Source organism: Actinomadura sp. 7K507 (genome assembly GCF_004348425.1).
GTDB lineage: Bacteria > Actinomycetota > Actinomycetes > Streptosporangiales > Streptosporangiaceae > Spirillospora.
Window position 1 is genome coordinate 46699 of record NZ_SMKK01000018.1, and the last position, 16499, is coordinate 63197.

Consider the following 16499-nt stretch of genomic DNA (forward strand, 5'->3'; position numbering starts at 1 on the left):
CGGCCTCGTGGGAAGGTCTGCGGCACGGGGCTGATCCGCCGTGCGCATTCCCTTTCGCGGGCCGCCCGTGGCACAGCGAGGGAAGCCGCCATGAGCACGACGATCCTCGGATACCCCCGTATCGGGGCGCGCCGGGAGCTGAAGTTCGCCACCGAGGACTACTGGGCGGGACGCGCCGACGCCGGCGCGCTCGCCAAGACCGGCGAGGAACTGCGCGCGACGGTCTGGAACGAGCTCCGTGACGCCGGTCTGGACACGATCCCGTCGAACACGTTCTCCTTCTACGACCAGGTGCTCGACACGAGCGTCCTGGTCGACGCCGTCCCCGAGCGATACCGGCGGCTGACCGGCTTCGAGCGGTACTTCGCGATGGCGCGCGGCGTCCAGGACGTCCCGCCGCTCGAGATGACCAAGTGGTTCGACACGAACTACCACTACATCGTCCCCGAGCTGGGCCCGGACACCAGGTTCCGGCTGGCGGACGGCGCGGCGGCCAAACCGCTGGCCGAGTACCGGGAGGCCAGGGCGCTCGGTATCGAGACGCGGCCGGTGCTCGTCGGGCCGCTCACGTACCTGCTGCTGGCCAAGCCCTCGACGGCGGGGTTCCGCCCGCTGGACCTGCTCGACGGGCTCGTGGACGTCTACGCCGAGGTGCTGGAGCGGCTGGCCGGGGCCGGGGCCGCGTGGGTGCAGCTCGACGAGCCCGCCCTCGCCGCGGACCGGACCGAGGAGGAGATCGACGCGCTCGCCCGCGCCTACGCGCGGCTCGGGCGGCTGACCAGCAGGCCGCGCCTGATGGTCACCACGTACTTCGGGACGATCGGCACCGGCGCGCTGCGAATCCTGGCCGGCAGCCGGGTGGAGGCGATCGGCCTGGACTTCGTCGCCGGTCCCGGCAACCTCGACGTCCTCGCGTCGGTCGGCGGGCTTCCGCGCAAGACGCTCGTGGCGGGCGTGGTGGACGGCCGCAACGTGTGGCGCGCCGACCAGCGCCGCGCCAAGGCCACCTGCGCCTCGCTGCTGGGCCTCGTCGACCGGCTCGTGGTGGGCACGTCCTGCTCGCTGCTGCACGTCCCGATCGACCTGGACGCCGAGACGTCGCTGGACCCGGACGTCCGGGGACGGCTCGCGTTCGCCCGGCAGAAGGTCGCCGAGGTCGTCGCGCTCGGACGGGCACTGCGCGAGGAGGCCCAGGCGGCGGACGCGACGGAGGGGGCCGCCGAGGCGCACGCGCCGAAAACCGACCGTGGACCGAGAATCGACCCTGCAGCGAGAACCGACAGGGCGGTCCGCGAGCGGCTCGGGTCGATCGGCGACACGCGCCGGGGCGACCGGGCCGTCCGGTTCGCCGCGCAGCGGGACGCGCTCGGCCTGCCCGAGCTGGCCACGACCACGATCGGCTCGTTCCCGCAGACCGCCGAGATCCGCCGGGCCCGCGCCGACCGCCGCGCCGGGCGCATCACCGGGGACGCCTACGAGCAGGCGATGAAGGACGAGATCGCCCGCGTCATCGCGCTCCAGGAGAACCTCGGCCTGGACGTGCTCGTCCACGGCGAGCCCGAGCGCAACGACATGGTGCAGTACTTCGCCGAGCAGCTCGACGGGTACGCGGCGACCGAGCACGGGTGGGTGCAGTCGTACGGGTCGCGTTACGTGCGGCCGCCGATCCTGCACAGCGACGTCGCGCGTCCCCGGCCGATGACCGTGCGGTGGGCGACGTACGCGCAGTCGCTCACCAGCAGGCCGGTCAAGGGGATGCTGACCGGCCCGGTCACCATGCTGGCCTGGTCGTTCGTCCGGGACGACCAGCCGCTCGCCGAGACCGCCCGGCAGGTCGCGCTCGCCCTCCGCGACGAGATCGCCGACCTGGAGGCGGCCGGGATCCGGATCATCCAGGTCGACGAGCCCGCGCTGCGCGAGCTGCTGCCGCTGCGGGACGCCGACCGTCCCGCCTACCTGGACTGGGCGGTCGGGGCGTTCCGCCTGGCCACGTCGGGCGTCGACGACACCACCCAGATCCACACCCACATGTGCTACTCGGAGTTCGGCGAGATCATCGGGGCGATCGGGGCGCTGGACGCCGACGTCACCAGCGTGGAGGCGGCCCGCTCGCACATGGAGCTGGTCGGCGACCTGCGCGCCGCCGGGTACGAGAACGGCATCGGGCCCGGCGTGTGGGACATCCACTCCCCGCGCGTCCCCGCCGCCGGCGAGATGGAGGAGAACCTGCGGCGCGCGTTGCGGGCGGTCGAGCCGGGGCGGCTGTGGGTGAATCCCGACTGCGGGCTGAAGACCCGCGCCTATCCGGAGACGGAGGCGTCCCTGCGGAACCTGGTCGTGGCGGCGCGGCGCGTCCGCGACGACGTGACCGGCTGAATCCTTGGCCGGTTGAATCCCCGGCTGGTTGAACCCCCGGCTGGTTGAACCCCTGGCGGGTTGGACCCGCTGGGGAATCCACGTGGTCTGACCGTCCCCCCCCGTACGGTCAGACCACGTGGAGGTCGTCCATCGACTCGCAGATCTCGACGAGCCGTTCGCACACCTCGGTGATGTCGGTGACCGGGAGTTCTCCGGTGCCGCCGCAGCGGGTGCGCCAGCGGAAGGTCGCGTCCTCGCACCGCACGGCCAGGTCGCCGTGGCCGGACATGACGCAGACGCCGCGCTCGTCCCTCAGTGAAAGGCGGTCGAGGCCGCGCTGGACGAGCAGTGACCGCAGGACCCGCATGGCCTGCCTCCCGTCGGCCACGCCGTCGTGGCGGCGGCCGCGTGCGATGCGGGTGCGCGCGATCGGCAGGGCGAACCATGTGGCCTTGCCGCGGGCGGGCGGTGAACCGAGCCGGGACCGGGACGGGTGGTGCCCCCACCGCCCCTTGGTGAGGATGTCGATGATCTCCAGCCCCCGGCCGTGTTCGACGAGCATCTCGCCGGGGTCGTCCGGGCGCGCGCGCCATTCCCGCAGCGTGTCGAACGCCTTGACGACCAGCTCGTCGTGGCCTCGTCCGTCGGCCCGCTGGTAGACCCAGAGTTCGGCGCCGGAGAGGCCGTCGCGGGACGTCGCGTGCTGCAGGACGTTGGTGGCGAGTTCGCTGACCATGAGGGCGACGTCGTCGACGTCCTGGACGGAGAGCCCGAGAGCGGGAAGAAGGCTCGCGACCTGGGTCCGCGCCACGGGGGCGATGGACTCGTCCCCGGGCAGGGGGAGGGCCGCGCAGCCGCCGTTCTCCAGCCTCCAGGGAATTCCGCGCATTCCGTGCACCGCTGCGGTCTCCGTCATACCGCCCACCCTCAGAGCTCGCGGGTCGTTCGCAATTCAGTCATTCGCGACATGACACTCCATGGTTCGCGACTCGCTATGTGTGAATCACAGATCCAAGCTTCGCACATTCGGTCGGTGAAGACCCGGCACACGACCAAGGTCGGCGATGGACAATTGAGACGTTCACCGAATGCGCCATAAGGAGTACAAAACACGTCCCCGCGCGGTGATCTGAACGTGTACCGGCGGGGAGAAGACCGGCCGCTGCCTGCGCTGTAGCGTTGGCAGCGCCTGAGAGAGGGCCGCACACATGAAGGTCCCCCAGGGGTGCAGCCCTGGGGGACCTGGTGTGCGGCCCGATCAGCGGTCGTACCGGCCCGCCCGCACATCGTCGAGGAACGAGGCGAACACGGTCCGGGGGACGACATGCGCGCCGGCCTCGGGGGTCCTGCTGTCGCGCAGCCCGGTGGCCGTCTCGAGGTCGGCGACCTCGACGCAGCCTCCGTTGCTGCTCGCACTCGCGGTGGCCTTGAACCACCGTGCCTGAGAGAGGTCCATAAGCACTACTCCAGCGTCGTGATCAGTTTCTCCAGGTGCTTCGCGGTGTCGGCGGTGCTCAGCGCCGCCTCGCGGATCTGCTCGAAGATGCTGTCATGCGCCTCCACTTTGCCGGGGTCGTCGATCTGCTCGATGGCGGCATCGTTCTCCAGGAAGACCATGGGCGGCTCCCCGCCGGGGAACCGGAAGATGTTGACCAGCGTCGACATGCCGGGGTGCAGGCCGTTCGCCAGCGGCAGCAGCCTCAGCTCGACGTTCGGGCGTCCGGACATGCTCAGCAGGTGGCGCAGCTGGGCGCGGCGGTCTCCCGCGTCGCCCCACTCGTACATCAGGGACGCCTCGGTGACGAGCGCGACCAGCTCGGGCGCCGTGCCGTCGTCCCGGTCGAGGACCTGCTGCCGCCGCACCCGCGCCCGCAGCGCCTGCTCCCGCCACTCCGGCGACCTCGACCCGGAGGTCAGGAGCGCCTGCATGTACGGCAGGGTCTGCAGAAGGCCGGGCAGCACCAGCGGCATGACCGCCCGGATGGTCGACGCGTCTCCCTCGAACCCGGGGAACTCGTTGTCGAACACTTCCGGGTGGTCACGCCACCAGGCCCGCTGCCGCGCACGCGCCGCAAGCTCCTCGAGCTCGTCGAGATCGCTTCCGCCGTAGATGCGCGCCAGATCGCGGATGTCGCTGAGCTCGGGCCGCACCCAGCTGTTGGCCTCGAACCGGCCGACCTTGCCCCTGCCCCAGTTCAGCCGGTCGCAGACCTGGTTGGCCGTATAGCCCGCCTCGACGCGCAGCTCCCGCAGGCGGCGTGCCAGCCCCCGCTTGGCGATGGTGGCGCCGTACGCATCACTCATCGGCACCACCTCCCTTGACATACGGCCGGCATCATCATACGCCTTCCGAATTTGTGAATCACAGATTTGGCGGGATGGAGGCGGCATGGTCGAACTCCCCGTTCCGCACGCCGTCGAGGAAGCAGGACCACTCGTGCTCGTCGAATACCGAGATGAGATCGCCAGAGGTACGAAGAAGGGTCCATTCGCCGACAAAAGCGACTTCGATGGCGTCCTCGTCCGCCCCGGAGCGCTTCCAGTCGAGGGTGTCCGGGTCGATACCCAGTTCTTCCACCGACGGCTTCCTCACTCTGCCCTCCTAGCCACCGCGCAGTACGCCCACCGCGACCCGTCACTGTCGGCGGCCTCCGGGTCCTCGGCGCCCCACTCCCCGATGTAGCAGACCTTCGGCTCCGCTCCCTTCCACGGCGGGACGATCTCCATACCGTCGAAGAAGCGCTCGACGTCCGGGCGGCTCCGCATGTAGGCGGTGGACGTGGAACGGGCGTACACGTCGTTGATCGCGTCGACCGCCCCGTCGGAGTGGCGGTCGGGGGTCGCGGCGGACATCGCCAGGTAGCTGCCGGGCGCGAGCCGGTCCATGTACCGCCGGACGAGCCCCCACGGGTCCTCCTCGTCCGACAGGAAGTGGGTCACCGCCATCAGCAGCAACCCGACGGGCTTCCCGAGATCCAGGGTCGCCAAGGTCTCCTCGTGCCCGAGTACGGCGTCGATGTCGCGGAGGTCGGCCGTGATGAACGCCGTACCGGACGACCCCTCCAGCAGGGTGTTCGCATGTACGCGGACGATCGGATCGTTGTCGACGTACACGACCCGCGCATCGGGCGCGACCGCCTGCGCGGCGTCGTGCGTGTTGTTCATCGTCGGCAGCCCGGCGCCGATGTCGATGAACTGCCGGACACCCTGCTCGGCCAGCCATTTCGTCGAACGCTGGAGGAAGCCGCGGTTCGCCCAGGCGGCGTCCTCCAACTCCGGCATCTGGGCGCGGATCGACTCGGCGGCCTGGCGGTCCACCTCGTAGTTGTCGGTGCCGCCGAGGTAGTAGTCGTACAGCCGAGCCGGGCTGGGGACGGTGATGTCCACCCCAGGTGGGGCCTCCTCGATGTCGCTCACTGTCTCGCCTCCGTCGTCAGGGGGTGTCTGCGTCGTCAGGGGGTCTGCGTCGTCAGGGGGTGTCTGCGTCGTCAGGTGTCTGCATCGTCAGGGTGTCTGCGTCGCCACAGTTTGCTTCGACTCTGTCTTCTTGGCCACGGCGCAGTAACTCCATCGCGAGCCATCACTGTCGGCGGCGTCGATGTCGTCCGCGCCCCAGTCCCCCGCGTAGCCGAGCCGCGGCGCCGCACCCGCGTACGGCGGGACGATCTCCAGCCCCGCGAAGTACCGCTCGATCTCCGTACGGGTCCGCATGTTCACGCCGGCGGAGGACTTGGAGTACACCGTCCGGATCGTGCCGACCGCGCCGTCGGCCTGCCGGTCGCCGGTGATGGCGGACAGGACCAGGTAGCTGCCGGGCACCAGCCGGTCCATGTACCGCTGGAGGAGCCCCCACGGGTCATCCTCGTCCGGCACGAAGTGGGTCATCGCCACGGCCAGCAGCGCGACCGGCTCCGTGAAGTCGATCGTGGCCACGGTGTCCGGGTGCCCGAGCAGGCCCTCCACGTCACGGAAGTCCGCGGTGACGAACGCCGTCCCCGACGTCCCCTCCAGCAGGACGTTCGCGTGCACGGTGACCAGTGGGTCGTTGTCGGCGTACAGGACGCGGGCGTCGGGCGCGACCGCCTGCGCGGCCTCGTGCGTGTTGTTCTTCGTCGGCAGGCCGGCGCCGATGTCGATGAACTGCCTGACGCCCTGCTCGGCCAGCCACCGCACCGAACGCTGCAGGAACCCGCGGTTCGCCCAGGCGGCGTCCTCCACCTCGGGCATCTTCTCGCGGACCACTTCCGCCGCCTTGCGGTCGACCTCGTAGTTCTCCGTGCCGCCGAGGAAGTAGTCGTACATGCGAGCCGGGCTGGGGACGGTGACGTCCACCCCGGGCGGGACGTCCTCGATATCGGTCACCGTTCTCGCCTCCGTTGCCGCAACTTGTGATGCACGAATTATGAAACATGTCCGGTCCCGTTGCGATGGTTCCGCCTTGACCGGCCGCCCAGTCGGCAAGGGTGGGCGCCAGGGTTCGCCTCCCCTTCCTAGGGCATGACCGCAGCTATCGCATGCCAGAAGGGAGGACGACCATGAAGACCGCACCGGAACTCGCCCTGCGGCAGCTCACGATGCAGTTCATCGGCAACGCGACGACGCTGCTGCGCTGCGGGCCGTTCACGCTGCTGACCGATCCGAACTTCCTGCATCGCGGGCAGCGCGCGTACCTGGGGCACGGGCTGAGCGCGCGGCGGCTGACCGAGCCCGCGATGAGCGCCGACGAACTCCCGCAACTGGACGCCGTCGTCCTGTCCCACCTCCACGGCGATCACTGGGACCGGGTCGCCCGCGCGAAGCTCGACCGCGGCCTGCCGATCGTCACCACGCCGCACGCGGCCCGCCGCCTCCAGGGCTGGCACCGCTTCCGCCACGCGGTCGGCCTGCGCGCCTGGGAGTCGCACACCCTGATCAAGGACGGCGCGCAGCTGCGCATCACCGCGATGCCCGGCCGGCACGCGCCCGGATCCGCCCGGATGCTCCTCCCGCCGGTCATGGGCAGCCTGCTGGAGTTCGCCCCCGCCACGGGTGACGTCCAGTTCCGCCTCTACATCACCGGCGACACCCTGATGTTCGACGGCATCCAGCAGATCGCCCGCCGCCATCGCGGTATCGACCTGGCCGTCCTGCACCTGGGCGGAACCAAGCTGCCCGGCGGGCTCATCGTTACCATGGACGCCGCCCAAGGCGCCGACCTTCTGGAGACGATCCGTCCGGCGAACGCCGTCCCGATCCACTACGACGACTACACCGTCTTCAGCTCGTCACTGGACGACTTCCGCCGCGAACTGGACCAGCGCGGGCTGGCGGGAGACGTCACCTACATCGACCGCGGCCAGACCCACACCTTCACCCACGCCTGACGCACCCACGCTTGACGCACACGCCTGACGTCACCCACGTCCGACGTCAAACGGCCGCCCCCTCCGGCGGCGCCACCGGGGCATCCCAGTCGATCTTGTGGCGCTGCTCGGGGCCGAGGGTCTTCTCCGGGTTGAGGACCGTCCGCATCATGACGGGCATCATCAGCTTCATCATCGCCTTGGCGAAAGCGCCCATCGTCTTGCTGTTGTTGACCTTGTTGCCCCGGTCGATGACCTTCTCGACCCGCTCGCGGCGCAGCCGCTCGTAGGCGGCGAAGGCGCCCCGCGGGTCGGGCAGGTCGCGCAGGCAGCGGGCGAGCTGCACCGCGCTCTCGACGGCCAGCGAGGCGCCCTGCCCGGAGCTGGAGGACGGCGCGTGCGCCGAGTCCCCGACCAGCACCATCCGCCCCCGGTGCCAGGTCGGCACCTTCGGCATGTTCTCCAGCGAGCCGAGGACGACCAGGTCGTCGGCCTCGGTGCGGGCGAGGATGTCCCGGCAGGGCACGTCGTCGGCGTACCGCTCGCGCAGCCGGGCCAGCCAGTCCGCCTTGGACGTCTCGCGCGCCTCGGCCGACGACAGCGGCCGGTCGTGCGGGAGGTTGGCGAACCAGGCGGTGCGGTCGTCGGGCTGCACCCAGTAGCCGAAGAAGCCGCGCCTGCCGAACACGAAGTACGACGACTCGCGGTCGGACGGCACCGCGATGTCCGCCGCCGCCCCGAAGTTGAGCAGGGTGGTCGTGTCGGGCTCGGGCGCCCGGGGGTCGATCAGCCCGCGGACGGTGGAGCGGATGCCGTCGGCGCCGATGAGCACGTCCGCGGTCGCGCTGCCGCCGTCATCGAAACGGGCGGTGACGCCGTCCGGCGACTCCTCGGCGCCGACGAGCCGCTTGCCGTACTCGATCCGGACGCCCTGGGCCTCGGCCGTCTCGTGCAGGACGCGGCACAGCTCGTCCCGCCAGAGGCCGCGACTCGGCGGCAGCCCCGCCGGCCCGGGGAAGTCGCCGATCCGCCCGCCGCGCCCGTCGCACATCTGCCCGCGGACCAGCGGCTGGCCGATGCCGAGCACGGCCTCGTCCGCGCCGATGACCTTCAGTGCGTCGAGCCCGTTGGGCGCGATGGTGAGCGTGACTCCCACGCCGTCGGCCGCGCTCGCGTAGGACTCGTAGACCGTCGCCTCGATGCCGGCCTTCCGGAGCGCCATCGCGGTGGCGGGGCCGGCGATCCCTCCGCCGATGACCAGTGCCGTCCTTGCTGCGGTCATGTTCAGCTCCCAAGCATTTCCTGCCATTTACGGATGTAGTCCGGGTGTCGCATCGCCTCGATCAGCTCGGCGACGAAGCGGTGCTCGGCGTCCAGCAGGGCGGCCCGGTACCGCTCCTCGACCAGGAAGACCCACTCGACGCCCTGTGCGGTGGCGGCGTCGACCCGGCCGCGGATCTCGTCGATCTCGCCGGCCAGGGCGGTCAGGCGCGTGCCGAGCAGCCGGACGGTCTCGTCCGGCGAGAGCACGACCATCAGCGACAGCGCGACCCCGAAGTGCGGGTACTCGTGCCGCGGCTGCGCGACCAGTTCGCTGAGCCAGTCGTAGAGTTCCGTGCGCCCCTCCTCGGTGAGCGCGTATACGGTGCGTTCCGGTCGCTGGGTGTCGCGGACGGTCTCCTGCTCGGCGATGAAGCCCGCCTTGGCCAGCTGCTTCACCACCATGTAGAGCGAGCCCCGGTTGTACTTGATGTTGCGGTCCTGCTCGCTCTCCTTCAGCCGTCGTCCGAGCTCGTACGGGTGCATCGGCTCCAGCACCAGCCAGGCGAGCACGGCCAGAGCCAGCGGATTGCCCACCTTGCGCCGCTTCACCACTGAATCTCCTTAGTCAACACCAACTATCAGCTTCCAAATAGTCAATGTCAACTATATGCCTAGGAACCGTCCGACCCGGGTGGTACACCTCAGGACATGGGCGTAGATGAGTTCGTGGCGATCACGCTCGGGCTGCCGGAGGTGACCCAGAACGACCGGCATCCGACGCTGACCGGCTTCCGCGTGCGCGACAAGGGCTTCTGCTACCTCAACGAGGCCGACGGGACCGTCATGCTCAAGGCCACCCGCGAGGAACAGGCCGCCCTGGTCGCCGAGAACCCCGAGGTCTTCGCCCCTTCCTGGGCGGGCGGCCGCTTCGCCTGGCTCCAGATCGACCTCGCCAAGGCCGACCCGGAAGAACTGACCGAACTCGTCACCGAAGCCTGGCGCCTATCAGCCCCGAAACGCCTCACCAGCACCCTGGACGACCCGCCCGACAAGCCGTGACAGGTTCAGCCGCGACAGGTCCAGCCGTGACAGGTCCAGCCGTGACAGGTCCAGCCGCGACAGGTTCACACGTCGTCGCGTACCCGAGCGGAGCCGGGCCGCGGCGACGCCGAGCGCTCCGCAGCCCGCATCAGGCGAGCGGCGATGGCGCGGCGTTCCAGGACGCCGTCAAGTGATGACCGTGCTCCGGCGAGGGCTTTCCTCCGCCACGTGGGCAGGGGAATCCGGCTGCGGGACGCGGATCTCGATGCGGCCGCCCTGGACGCGCGTCTCGTAGCAGGGCTGCGGCGAGCTGGCGGGGCCGCGCTCGATGGCGCCGTCGGAGAACTTGAAGGTGCTGCCGTGCCACGGGCAGGTGACGCAGCCGTCCTCGATCGTCCCCTCGCCGAGCGGGCCGCCCATGTGGCTGCAGGTGTTGGCCAGGGCGTACACCTTCCCGTTCCTCCGGTGGAGCAGGACGCGCACGCCGTCCGCGGCCGCCGTGCGGTGGGCGCCCTCGGGCAGTTCCGCGTCCGCCAGGACCGGCGTCCACTCTTCCGGACCCTCCAGCCACGCGGTGCGGTTGACGTTGACGCCCCTGGTGAAGGACAGGTGACCACCGAGGTAGGCGCCGGCCATCATCACCCCGAGCCCGGCGAACCCCAGGGCCTTGCCCTTGCCCCGGTCGCCACGCCTGCGCGCGGCGAGGGACGTCCCGTACAGCAGCAGCGCCGCGGAGTTGGCGGCGGCGTGGACGATCCCGACCCGCCGCTCGCCCCCGATCGTGTCGGACCAGTCGTTCGCCCCGGTGAGGGCGGTGGGCACGGCGCTGACGATGCCGGCCGTCACCAGCAGGTCGGCGGCCGGTTCGGCGTCGGGTCCCCCGATGGCGTCCAGGAGCCCGGCCATGGTCCACGCGCCGATCGGCACGTCGGTGAGCATCGGATGCAGCGGATGTCCCAGATTGGTCCCGCTGAGCAGATTCCGGACGAACTTCGGCCGAACCACGCGCTTGACCAGCGAACCGTACGGCTTGGCGACCTTGTCCAGCGCCTGCGCGTTCTCCAGCCGACGCGCCGCCTTCTGCGGCATGCTCATAACGCCTCCCCCTGCGCACGAATCCATACGTGCGCTCCCTATCCCCCAAACTCCTCCCGAAACCGCCCGCCGCCTCAACATGGGTACGGCGTTGGACCTTCCCACGGTGGGAGAGTCCACGATGTGGCCAGACCAGGCACATCACGTCCGGGAGAGCGTGGCATGACGACGGTGATGGACATTGATGCCCGCGGCGGGCAGCACTGCGAGACGACGACTCTGGGGGTGCTGCTGAGACACCGGGGACTCGATCTGTCCGAGCCCATGCTCTTCGGCCTCGGCTCCGGCCTGTCCTTCATCTACTGGGACGGCAAGAACATGGGCTTCCCCTTCCTCGGGGGACGGGTCAAGCCTTTCGAGCTCACCAGAAACCTGGCCGCCGGACTCGGGCTGGAACTCCGGGTCCACGAGACCACCTCGCCCCGCAGGGCCTGGGAGAACGTGACGGCTTCCATTGAGGCCGGCCACCCGGTCGGACTGCAGCTCGACAGCTACCACCTCGACTACTTCGCCTCGAAGGTGCACTTCGCCGGCCACGTGGTCGCCATGTACGGCCACGACGACCGCAACGCCTACCTGGTGGACACCGACCAGCAAGGCGGGGCGGTATCCACCAGCCTGACGAGCCTCGCCCAGGCCAGAGCCGCGCGCGGCCCGATGGCGGCGAAGCACCGGTCCTTCACCCTCACCACTTCTTCCCTCACCGCTTCTACCCTCACCACGTCGAGGAACCCGCCCTCCCCGCAGACCCAGATCATCCCCGCCATCACCGCCTGCGCCGACGCCTTCCTCAACCCGCCCATCGCCAACCTCGGCTACCGGGGCATCGAGAAGGCCGGCAAGCTGGTGCGCACGTGGCTCCAGCGGACCGACGCCCCGCAGCGGGACCTGCCGCAGACCGCCCTCTTGATGGAGAAGGCCGGAACCGGCGGCGCGCTGTTCCGTAACCTCTACCGCGACTTCCTCGCCGAATGCGCCCAGATTCTCGACAGCAGCCACCTGCGCACCGGCCACGAGCTTTACACCGAGGCGGCGACCCTGTGGACGGAAACCGCGGCTCTGATCACAAAAGCCGGTGAATCAGGCGATGCGCAGTACCTCCTACAGGCAGGCACCATCCTCAGCGATCTTTCACGCATAGAACGCGAGGCCATGCAGGCACTGGCCGGGATCAGGTTACGAGAGGGGGTCGGTGGGGCGGGCTAGGCCTGTCTGGTAGGCGATCACGACGAGTTGGGCGCGGTCGCGGGCTTCCAGTTTCGTCATGGCGCGTTGCACGTGGGCGCGGACGGTGAAAGGGCTGAGGTACATCCGTTCGGCGATCTCCTGGTTGGAGAGGCCGGTCGCGACCAGGGTCACCATCTCGCGTTCGCGGGGGGTCAGCGCAGCGAGTCGTTCGGGCTGGTGAGGCGGGGCGTTGTCCGGGGTGGCCAGGAAACGGGCGACCAGGGAGCGGGTCGCGGCGGGGGACAGCAGGGTGTCGCCGTCGGCGATCGTGCGTACGGCGTTCAGGAGGTCGTCGGCGCCGATGCCCTTGCCGATGAAGCCGCCGGCGCCCGCGCGCAGCGCCTGAGCGACGTACTCGTCGGTCTCGTACGTGGTGAGGATCAGGATGCGGCTGGCGCGCAGTTCCGGGTCCGCGCAGATCTCCGACGTGGCGGCGAGGCCGTCCACGTCGGGCATCCGGATGTCCATGATCACGACGTCCGGGGACAGCTCCCGGGTGAGTCTCACCGCCTCCCTGCCGTCGGCGGCCTCGCCTACGACGGTGATGTCGTCGGCGGTTTCGAGGAGCGTCCGGAAGGCACCCCGCAGAAGGGCCTGGTCGTCGGCGAGCAGTACCCGGAGTGTCACGGTTCGTCCCCGCCCGTCCGTTCGATGGTCGCCGCTCCGTCCTTGGCGGGTGGGAGGGGCAGCTCGGTGGAGACGAGGAAGCCGCCCTCCGGACGTCTGCCCGCGGAGAGGTGTCCCCCGACCGCGGTGGCACGTTCACGCATGCCGATCAGTCCGTAACCGGGCGGGCCGTCCGGCGCCGTACGGGCGTCCCCTCCGTCATCGGTGACGGTGATGGTCACGCGGTCGCGGTTCCAGTTGAGGTGGACCCGGGCGCTACCGGCTCCGGCGTGCTTGGTCACGTTGGTCAGGGCCTCCTGGACGATGCGGTAGGCGGTGAGGTCCACTCCCGGCGGCAACGCCCTGGGCGTGCCCTCCTGCTGCACCGACACTTCCAGACCGGCGCGGCGGAAGGATTCGAGGAGCGTGGGCAGCCGCGACAGTCCGGGTGCCGGTTCGGCGGGCTCGGCCGCGTCCCCGGACTCGCGCAGCAGGCCGACCGTGGCCCGCAGGTCGTCGAGGGCGTCGCTGGTGGTCTCGACGAGTTCCTTCAGGCTCTTGCGCGTCTGCTCAGGGCGGGTGTCGAAGAGGTGGGCGGCGACCGTGGCCTGCGCGTTGGCCAGGGTGATCTGGTGGGCCACGAGGTCGTGCAGTTCCCGGGCGATGCGCAGCCGCTCCTCGTCCACTCTCCGGCGCGCCTCGAGTTCCCGGCTCTTCTCCGCCCGCCGGGCCCGTTCCTCCACGGCCGCCAGGTAGGCCCGCCGGTTCTGCGTCGAGTGACCGAGGACGCCGGCCACCAGCGGGAACGCCGCCACCACCGCCAGCCTGCTCGCGTCCTTCCACGAGAGGTCCCCGAGCAGGGAGGTGAAGGTGACCAGCAGCGCCGCGGAGGCGAGGAGCACCGCGCTCGCCGTGCGCCGGTCGGTGCGCACGGCGAGCGAGTAGGCGGTGATCACGGCGGACGCCATGATGAGCGGGGTCAGCAGGAGGCCCAAGAGCGGAGCCAGCACACCGGCCGCGGTCGTGGCCGCCATGGTGGCCACGGGCGCCCTGTGCCGCAGCGGCAGCACGGCACAGGACACCACGGCGATGACGTAGGCGGCGGCGGACGGCGGCGACAGCGTGTCGTCGACCTGGATGACGCCGCCGAGCAGGCAGAGCGCGAACGCCGCCGCCGTGACCGCCGCCTCCCGCCACCACGTGACGGGTGATCGCGGAGCACCGCCGCCCGTGTCCGTCATGGCCGGCTCAGCGCCCGCCGCCGGGGAGCACCGGCACCGCCGCGTCCGGCACGGTTTCGGTGGCCGGGACGTGCCTGCTCAGCTTCTCCCCCTCGATATCCACATTCGGCACCACGCGGTTCAGGATACGAGGCAGCCACCAGGCCCGATGGCCGAGCAGTGCCAGGACCGCGGGGACGATCGCCATCCGGACCACGAAGGCGTCGAAGGCGACCGCGGCGGCCAGGCCGACGCCCATCGTCTGGATGGTCGGGGAACTCATCCCGATGAATCCGGCGAACACGCTGATCATGATGATCGCCGCCGCGGCCACCACACGTCCGCTGTGCCGGAAACCGTGGACGATCGCCTCGCCGGGGGACGCGCCGTGGACGTAGGCCTCCCGCATCCGGGTGAGGAGGAAGACCTCGTAGTCCATGGCGAGGCCGAACACGATTCCGATGATGAGGATCGGCATCAGCGACATGACCGGGCCGGTCTGCTCGATGCCGATCAGGTCCGCCGCCCAGCCCCACTGGAAGACGGCGACGAGGACGCCGAAGGCCGCTCCCACCGACAGCAGGAAGCCGAGCGCGGCCTTGACCGGGACCAGGACCGAGCGGAAGACCACCATGAGCAGGAGCACCGCCAGCCCGATGACCACGGTCAGGTAGGGGATGAGGGCGTCGGACATGGCTTCGGAGATGTCGATGTTCATCGCGGTGGTGCCGGTCACCAGGACGCCTGCGCCCGTGTCGGCCTCGACGCCGGAGACCGCGTCCCGGATCGCGTGCACCAGCTCCTTGGTCTCGCCGCTGCTCGGCGCCGTCTGCGGGATCGCGGTGAGGACGGCCGTGTCCTGGGTCCCGCTGAGGACCGGATCACCGACCGATGCGACGCCGTCCACTCCCTGGACGGTCTTGACGACCTGGTCCGTGGCGGCGCGGGTGTTCGCGGCCTCCGACATGTCCACGACCACGGTCAGCGGGCCGTTGAAGCCGGGGCCGAAGCCTTCCGACAGCAGGTCGTAGGCGCGGCGCTCGGTGGTCTCCACCGACTTGGACTCGTCGCCGGGCAGCCCGAGTTCGAGGTTCAGCGCCGGTAGGGCGACGGCGCCGAGACCGAGTCCGGCGACCAGCAGCACGGCCACGGGACGGCGCAGCACGAACCGTGCCCAGCGGGTGCCGAGCCCAGGCCGTCCGGCCCCGGCGGGCACGGGGTGCGGGCGCTCGCTCCGCGGACGGGTGGCCTTGCGGGCGGCGCGGGACAGGATCCGCCGCCCGGAGAAGCCGAACAGCGCGGGGACCAGGGTCAGTGCGACGAGCACGGCGAGGCCCACGGCACCCGCGCCGCCCAGGCCCATCTTGGTGAGTTCGGGAATGCCGACGACCCCCAGCCCGACCAGGGCGATGAAGACGGTCGCGCCGGCGAAGACGACGGCGGATCCGGCCGTGCCCACCGCCCGGCCGGCGGCCTCCTCCGGCCCGCCGCCCCGGGCGAGCTCGTCGCGGAAGCGGGAGGTGATGAAGAGCGCGTAGTCGATGCCGACCGCCAGCCCCAGCATCAGCGCCAGGATGGCGACGGTGGACGTCAGCCCCAGCGGAACGGCCAGCGCGGAGACCAGCCCGAACGCGATGGCCACGCCCACGAAGGCGGTCAGCAGCGACAGCCCGGCCGCGACCAGCGACCCGAGGGCGAGGATCAGCACCACCGCCGCCACCGCCACACCGATGATCTCCGTCGTACCGCCCGGCGCCTCTTCCGAGTCCAGGGCCGAGCCGCCGATCTCCACGGTCAGCCCCGCGTCCCGGGCCTGGCCCGCGGCGTCCTCCAGGGCGCTCTTCGTCGGCTCGGTCAGGTCGACGGCGTCCGCGGTGTAGGTGATAGTGGAGTAGGCGATGGTGCCGTCCTCGCTGACGGCGCCGGTCTTGTAGGGGTCGGTGGCCGACGCGACCTGGTCACCCCCGTCCAGCGTGCCGAGCGTGTCCTGGACGGCCGACTTGTTCTCCCAGGCCGTCACCCGCTGCCCGTCCGGGGCCTGGAACACCAGGCGGGCCTCGGCGCCCTGGGCGTTGCTCTGGGGGAAGCGTTCGTCCAGCAGGTCGAACGCCTTCTGCGATTCGGTGCCGGGCATGGAGAGGTCCTCCTCCTGCCCGGCGGGCGCCGTGGCGGCGGCGACCCCGGCCACCACCAGGGCGCCCAGCCAAAGGCCGAGGACGAGCCGGCGCCGCCGGAAGGCCCACCGCCCGACCCGGTAAAGAAATGTCGCCATGTGTTGCTCACTCCAGACGCTGCGAAGAAAGGCGAATGCGCGGAATTCGCGCGCCTCCAACACTCGCCTCCAGCG

The 16499-nt window shown here is 70.6% G+C and carries 16 protein-coding genes; 4 read left to right on the plus strand and 12 right to left on the minus strand.

From position 1 onward, the window contains the following. The first annotated feature begins 90 nt into the window (after positions 1 to 90). Positions 91 to 2376 carry a 5-methyltetrahydropteroyltriglutamate--homocysteine S-methyltransferase gene (gene metE, locus E1285_RS06735; protein WP_132149180.1) on the plus strand — a complete coding sequence of 762 codons (2286 nt, stop codon included), beginning with the start codon at positions 91 to 93 and terminating at the stop codon, positions 2374 to 2376. Between the two features lie 109 nt (positions 2377 to 2485). Here the strand turns inward: metE and E1285_RS06740 are convergent, their stop codons facing one another. From E1285_RS06740 to E1285_RS06765, 6 genes are all read right to left on the minus strand, one after another. Beyond that, positions 2486 to 3274, minus strand: coding sequence for a hypothetical protein (locus tag E1285_RS06740; RefSeq protein ID WP_132149182.1), 789 nt, complete (start codon positions 3272 to 3274; stop codon positions 2486 to 2488). A 342-nt stretch (positions 3275 to 3616) separates the two neighbouring features. Beyond that, positions 3617 to 3814 (minus strand): DUF397 domain-containing protein, encoded by a 198-nt coding sequence (locus tag E1285_RS06745; protein WP_132149184.1) that lies wholly within the window; start codon positions 3812 to 3814, stop codon positions 3617 to 3619. 5 nt (positions 3815 to 3819) lie between these two features. Then, entirely contained in the window at positions 3820 to 4662 is an 843-nt protein-coding gene (locus E1285_RS06750) for a helix-turn-helix transcriptional regulator (RefSeq protein WP_165966489.1), read from the minus strand. Between the two features lie 58 nt (positions 4663 to 4720). Beyond that, positions 4721 to 4936, minus strand: a complete 216-nt coding sequence (locus E1285_RS06755) for a DUF397 domain-containing protein (RefSeq protein ID WP_132149188.1) — start codon at positions 4934 to 4936, stop codon at positions 4721 to 4723. A gap of 11 nt (positions 4937 to 4947) precedes the next feature. Next, positions 4948 to 5775, minus strand: coding sequence for an SAM-dependent methyltransferase (locus E1285_RS06760; protein WP_132149190.1), 828 nt, complete (start codon positions 5773 to 5775; stop codon positions 4948 to 4950). 87 nt (positions 5776 to 5862) lie between these two features. Next, a complete protein-coding gene (locus tag E1285_RS06765) occupies positions 5863 to 6720 on the minus strand; it encodes an SAM-dependent methyltransferase (protein ID WP_132149192.1) in 858 nt (285 codons plus the stop codon). Positions 6721 to 6893: 173 nt separating this feature from the next. Between E1285_RS06765 and E1285_RS06770 the strand changes: the two genes are divergently transcribed. Further along, positions 6894 to 7721, plus strand: a complete 828-nt coding sequence (locus E1285_RS06770) for an MBL fold metallo-hydrolase (protein ID WP_132149194.1) — start codon at positions 6894 to 6896, stop codon at positions 7719 to 7721. A gap of 46 nt (positions 7722 to 7767) precedes the next feature. Here E1285_RS06770 and E1285_RS06775 read toward each other — a convergent pair whose 3' ends face one another. Then, positions 7768 to 8982 (minus strand): FAD-dependent monooxygenase, encoded by a 1215-nt coding sequence (locus E1285_RS06775; RefSeq protein WP_132149196.1) that lies wholly within the window; start codon positions 8980 to 8982, stop codon positions 7768 to 7770. Between the two features lie 2 nt (positions 8983 to 8984). After that, entirely contained in the window at positions 8985 to 9572 is a 588-nt protein-coding gene (locus E1285_RS06780) for a PadR family transcriptional regulator (RefSeq protein ID WP_243722608.1), read from the minus strand. A 99-nt stretch (positions 9573 to 9671) separates the two neighbouring features. On the opposite strand from E1285_RS06780, the gene E1285_RS06785 reads away from it, so the two are divergent. Then, positions 9672 to 10022: an MmcQ/YjbR family DNA-binding protein gene (locus tag E1285_RS06785; RefSeq protein ID WP_132149200.1), complete on the plus strand. Its 351-nt coding sequence runs from the start codon at positions 9672 to 9674 to the stop codon at positions 10020 to 10022. Positions 10023 to 10190: 168 nt separating this feature from the next. On the opposite strand, the gene E1285_RS06790 is transcribed toward E1285_RS06785, so the two are convergent. After that, positions 10191 to 11099 (minus strand): Rieske (2Fe-2S) protein, encoded by a 909-nt coding sequence (locus tag E1285_RS06790; protein ID WP_132149202.1) that lies wholly within the window; start codon positions 11097 to 11099, stop codon positions 10191 to 10193. A gap of 162 nt (positions 11100 to 11261) precedes the next feature. Between E1285_RS06790 and E1285_RS06795 the strand changes: the two genes are divergently transcribed. Continuing rightward, on the plus strand, positions 11262 to 12305 hold the full coding sequence (locus tag E1285_RS06795) for a BtrH N-terminal domain-containing protein (RefSeq protein ID WP_132149204.1): 1044 nt from the start codon (positions 11262 to 11264) through the stop codon (positions 12303 to 12305). Here E1285_RS06795 and E1285_RS06800 read toward each other — a convergent pair. From E1285_RS06800 to E1285_RS06810, 3 genes are read right to left on the minus strand one after another with little or no spacing between them, the layout of a single operon-like run. After that, positions 12276 to 12953 carry a response regulator transcription factor gene (locus tag E1285_RS06800; RefSeq protein ID WP_132149206.1) on the minus strand — a complete coding sequence of 226 codons (678 nt, stop codon included), beginning with the start codon at positions 12951 to 12953 and terminating at the stop codon, positions 12276 to 12278. The two genes, E1285_RS06795 and E1285_RS06800, sit on opposite strands and share 30 nt — an antisense overlap. Beyond that, a complete protein-coding gene (locus E1285_RS06805) occupies positions 12950 to 14173 on the minus strand; it encodes a sensor histidine kinase (RefSeq protein ID WP_132149208.1) in 1224 nt (407 codons plus the stop codon). Before E1285_RS06805 ends, E1285_RS06800 begins: the two co-directional genes overlap by 4 nt. Before the next feature lie 7 nt (positions 14174 to 14180). Then, a complete protein-coding gene (locus E1285_RS06810; protein WP_132149210.1) occupies positions 14181 to 16424 on the minus strand; it encodes an MMPL family transporter in 2244 nt (747 codons plus the stop codon). Between the last annotated feature and the right edge of the window lie 75 nt (positions 16425 to 16499).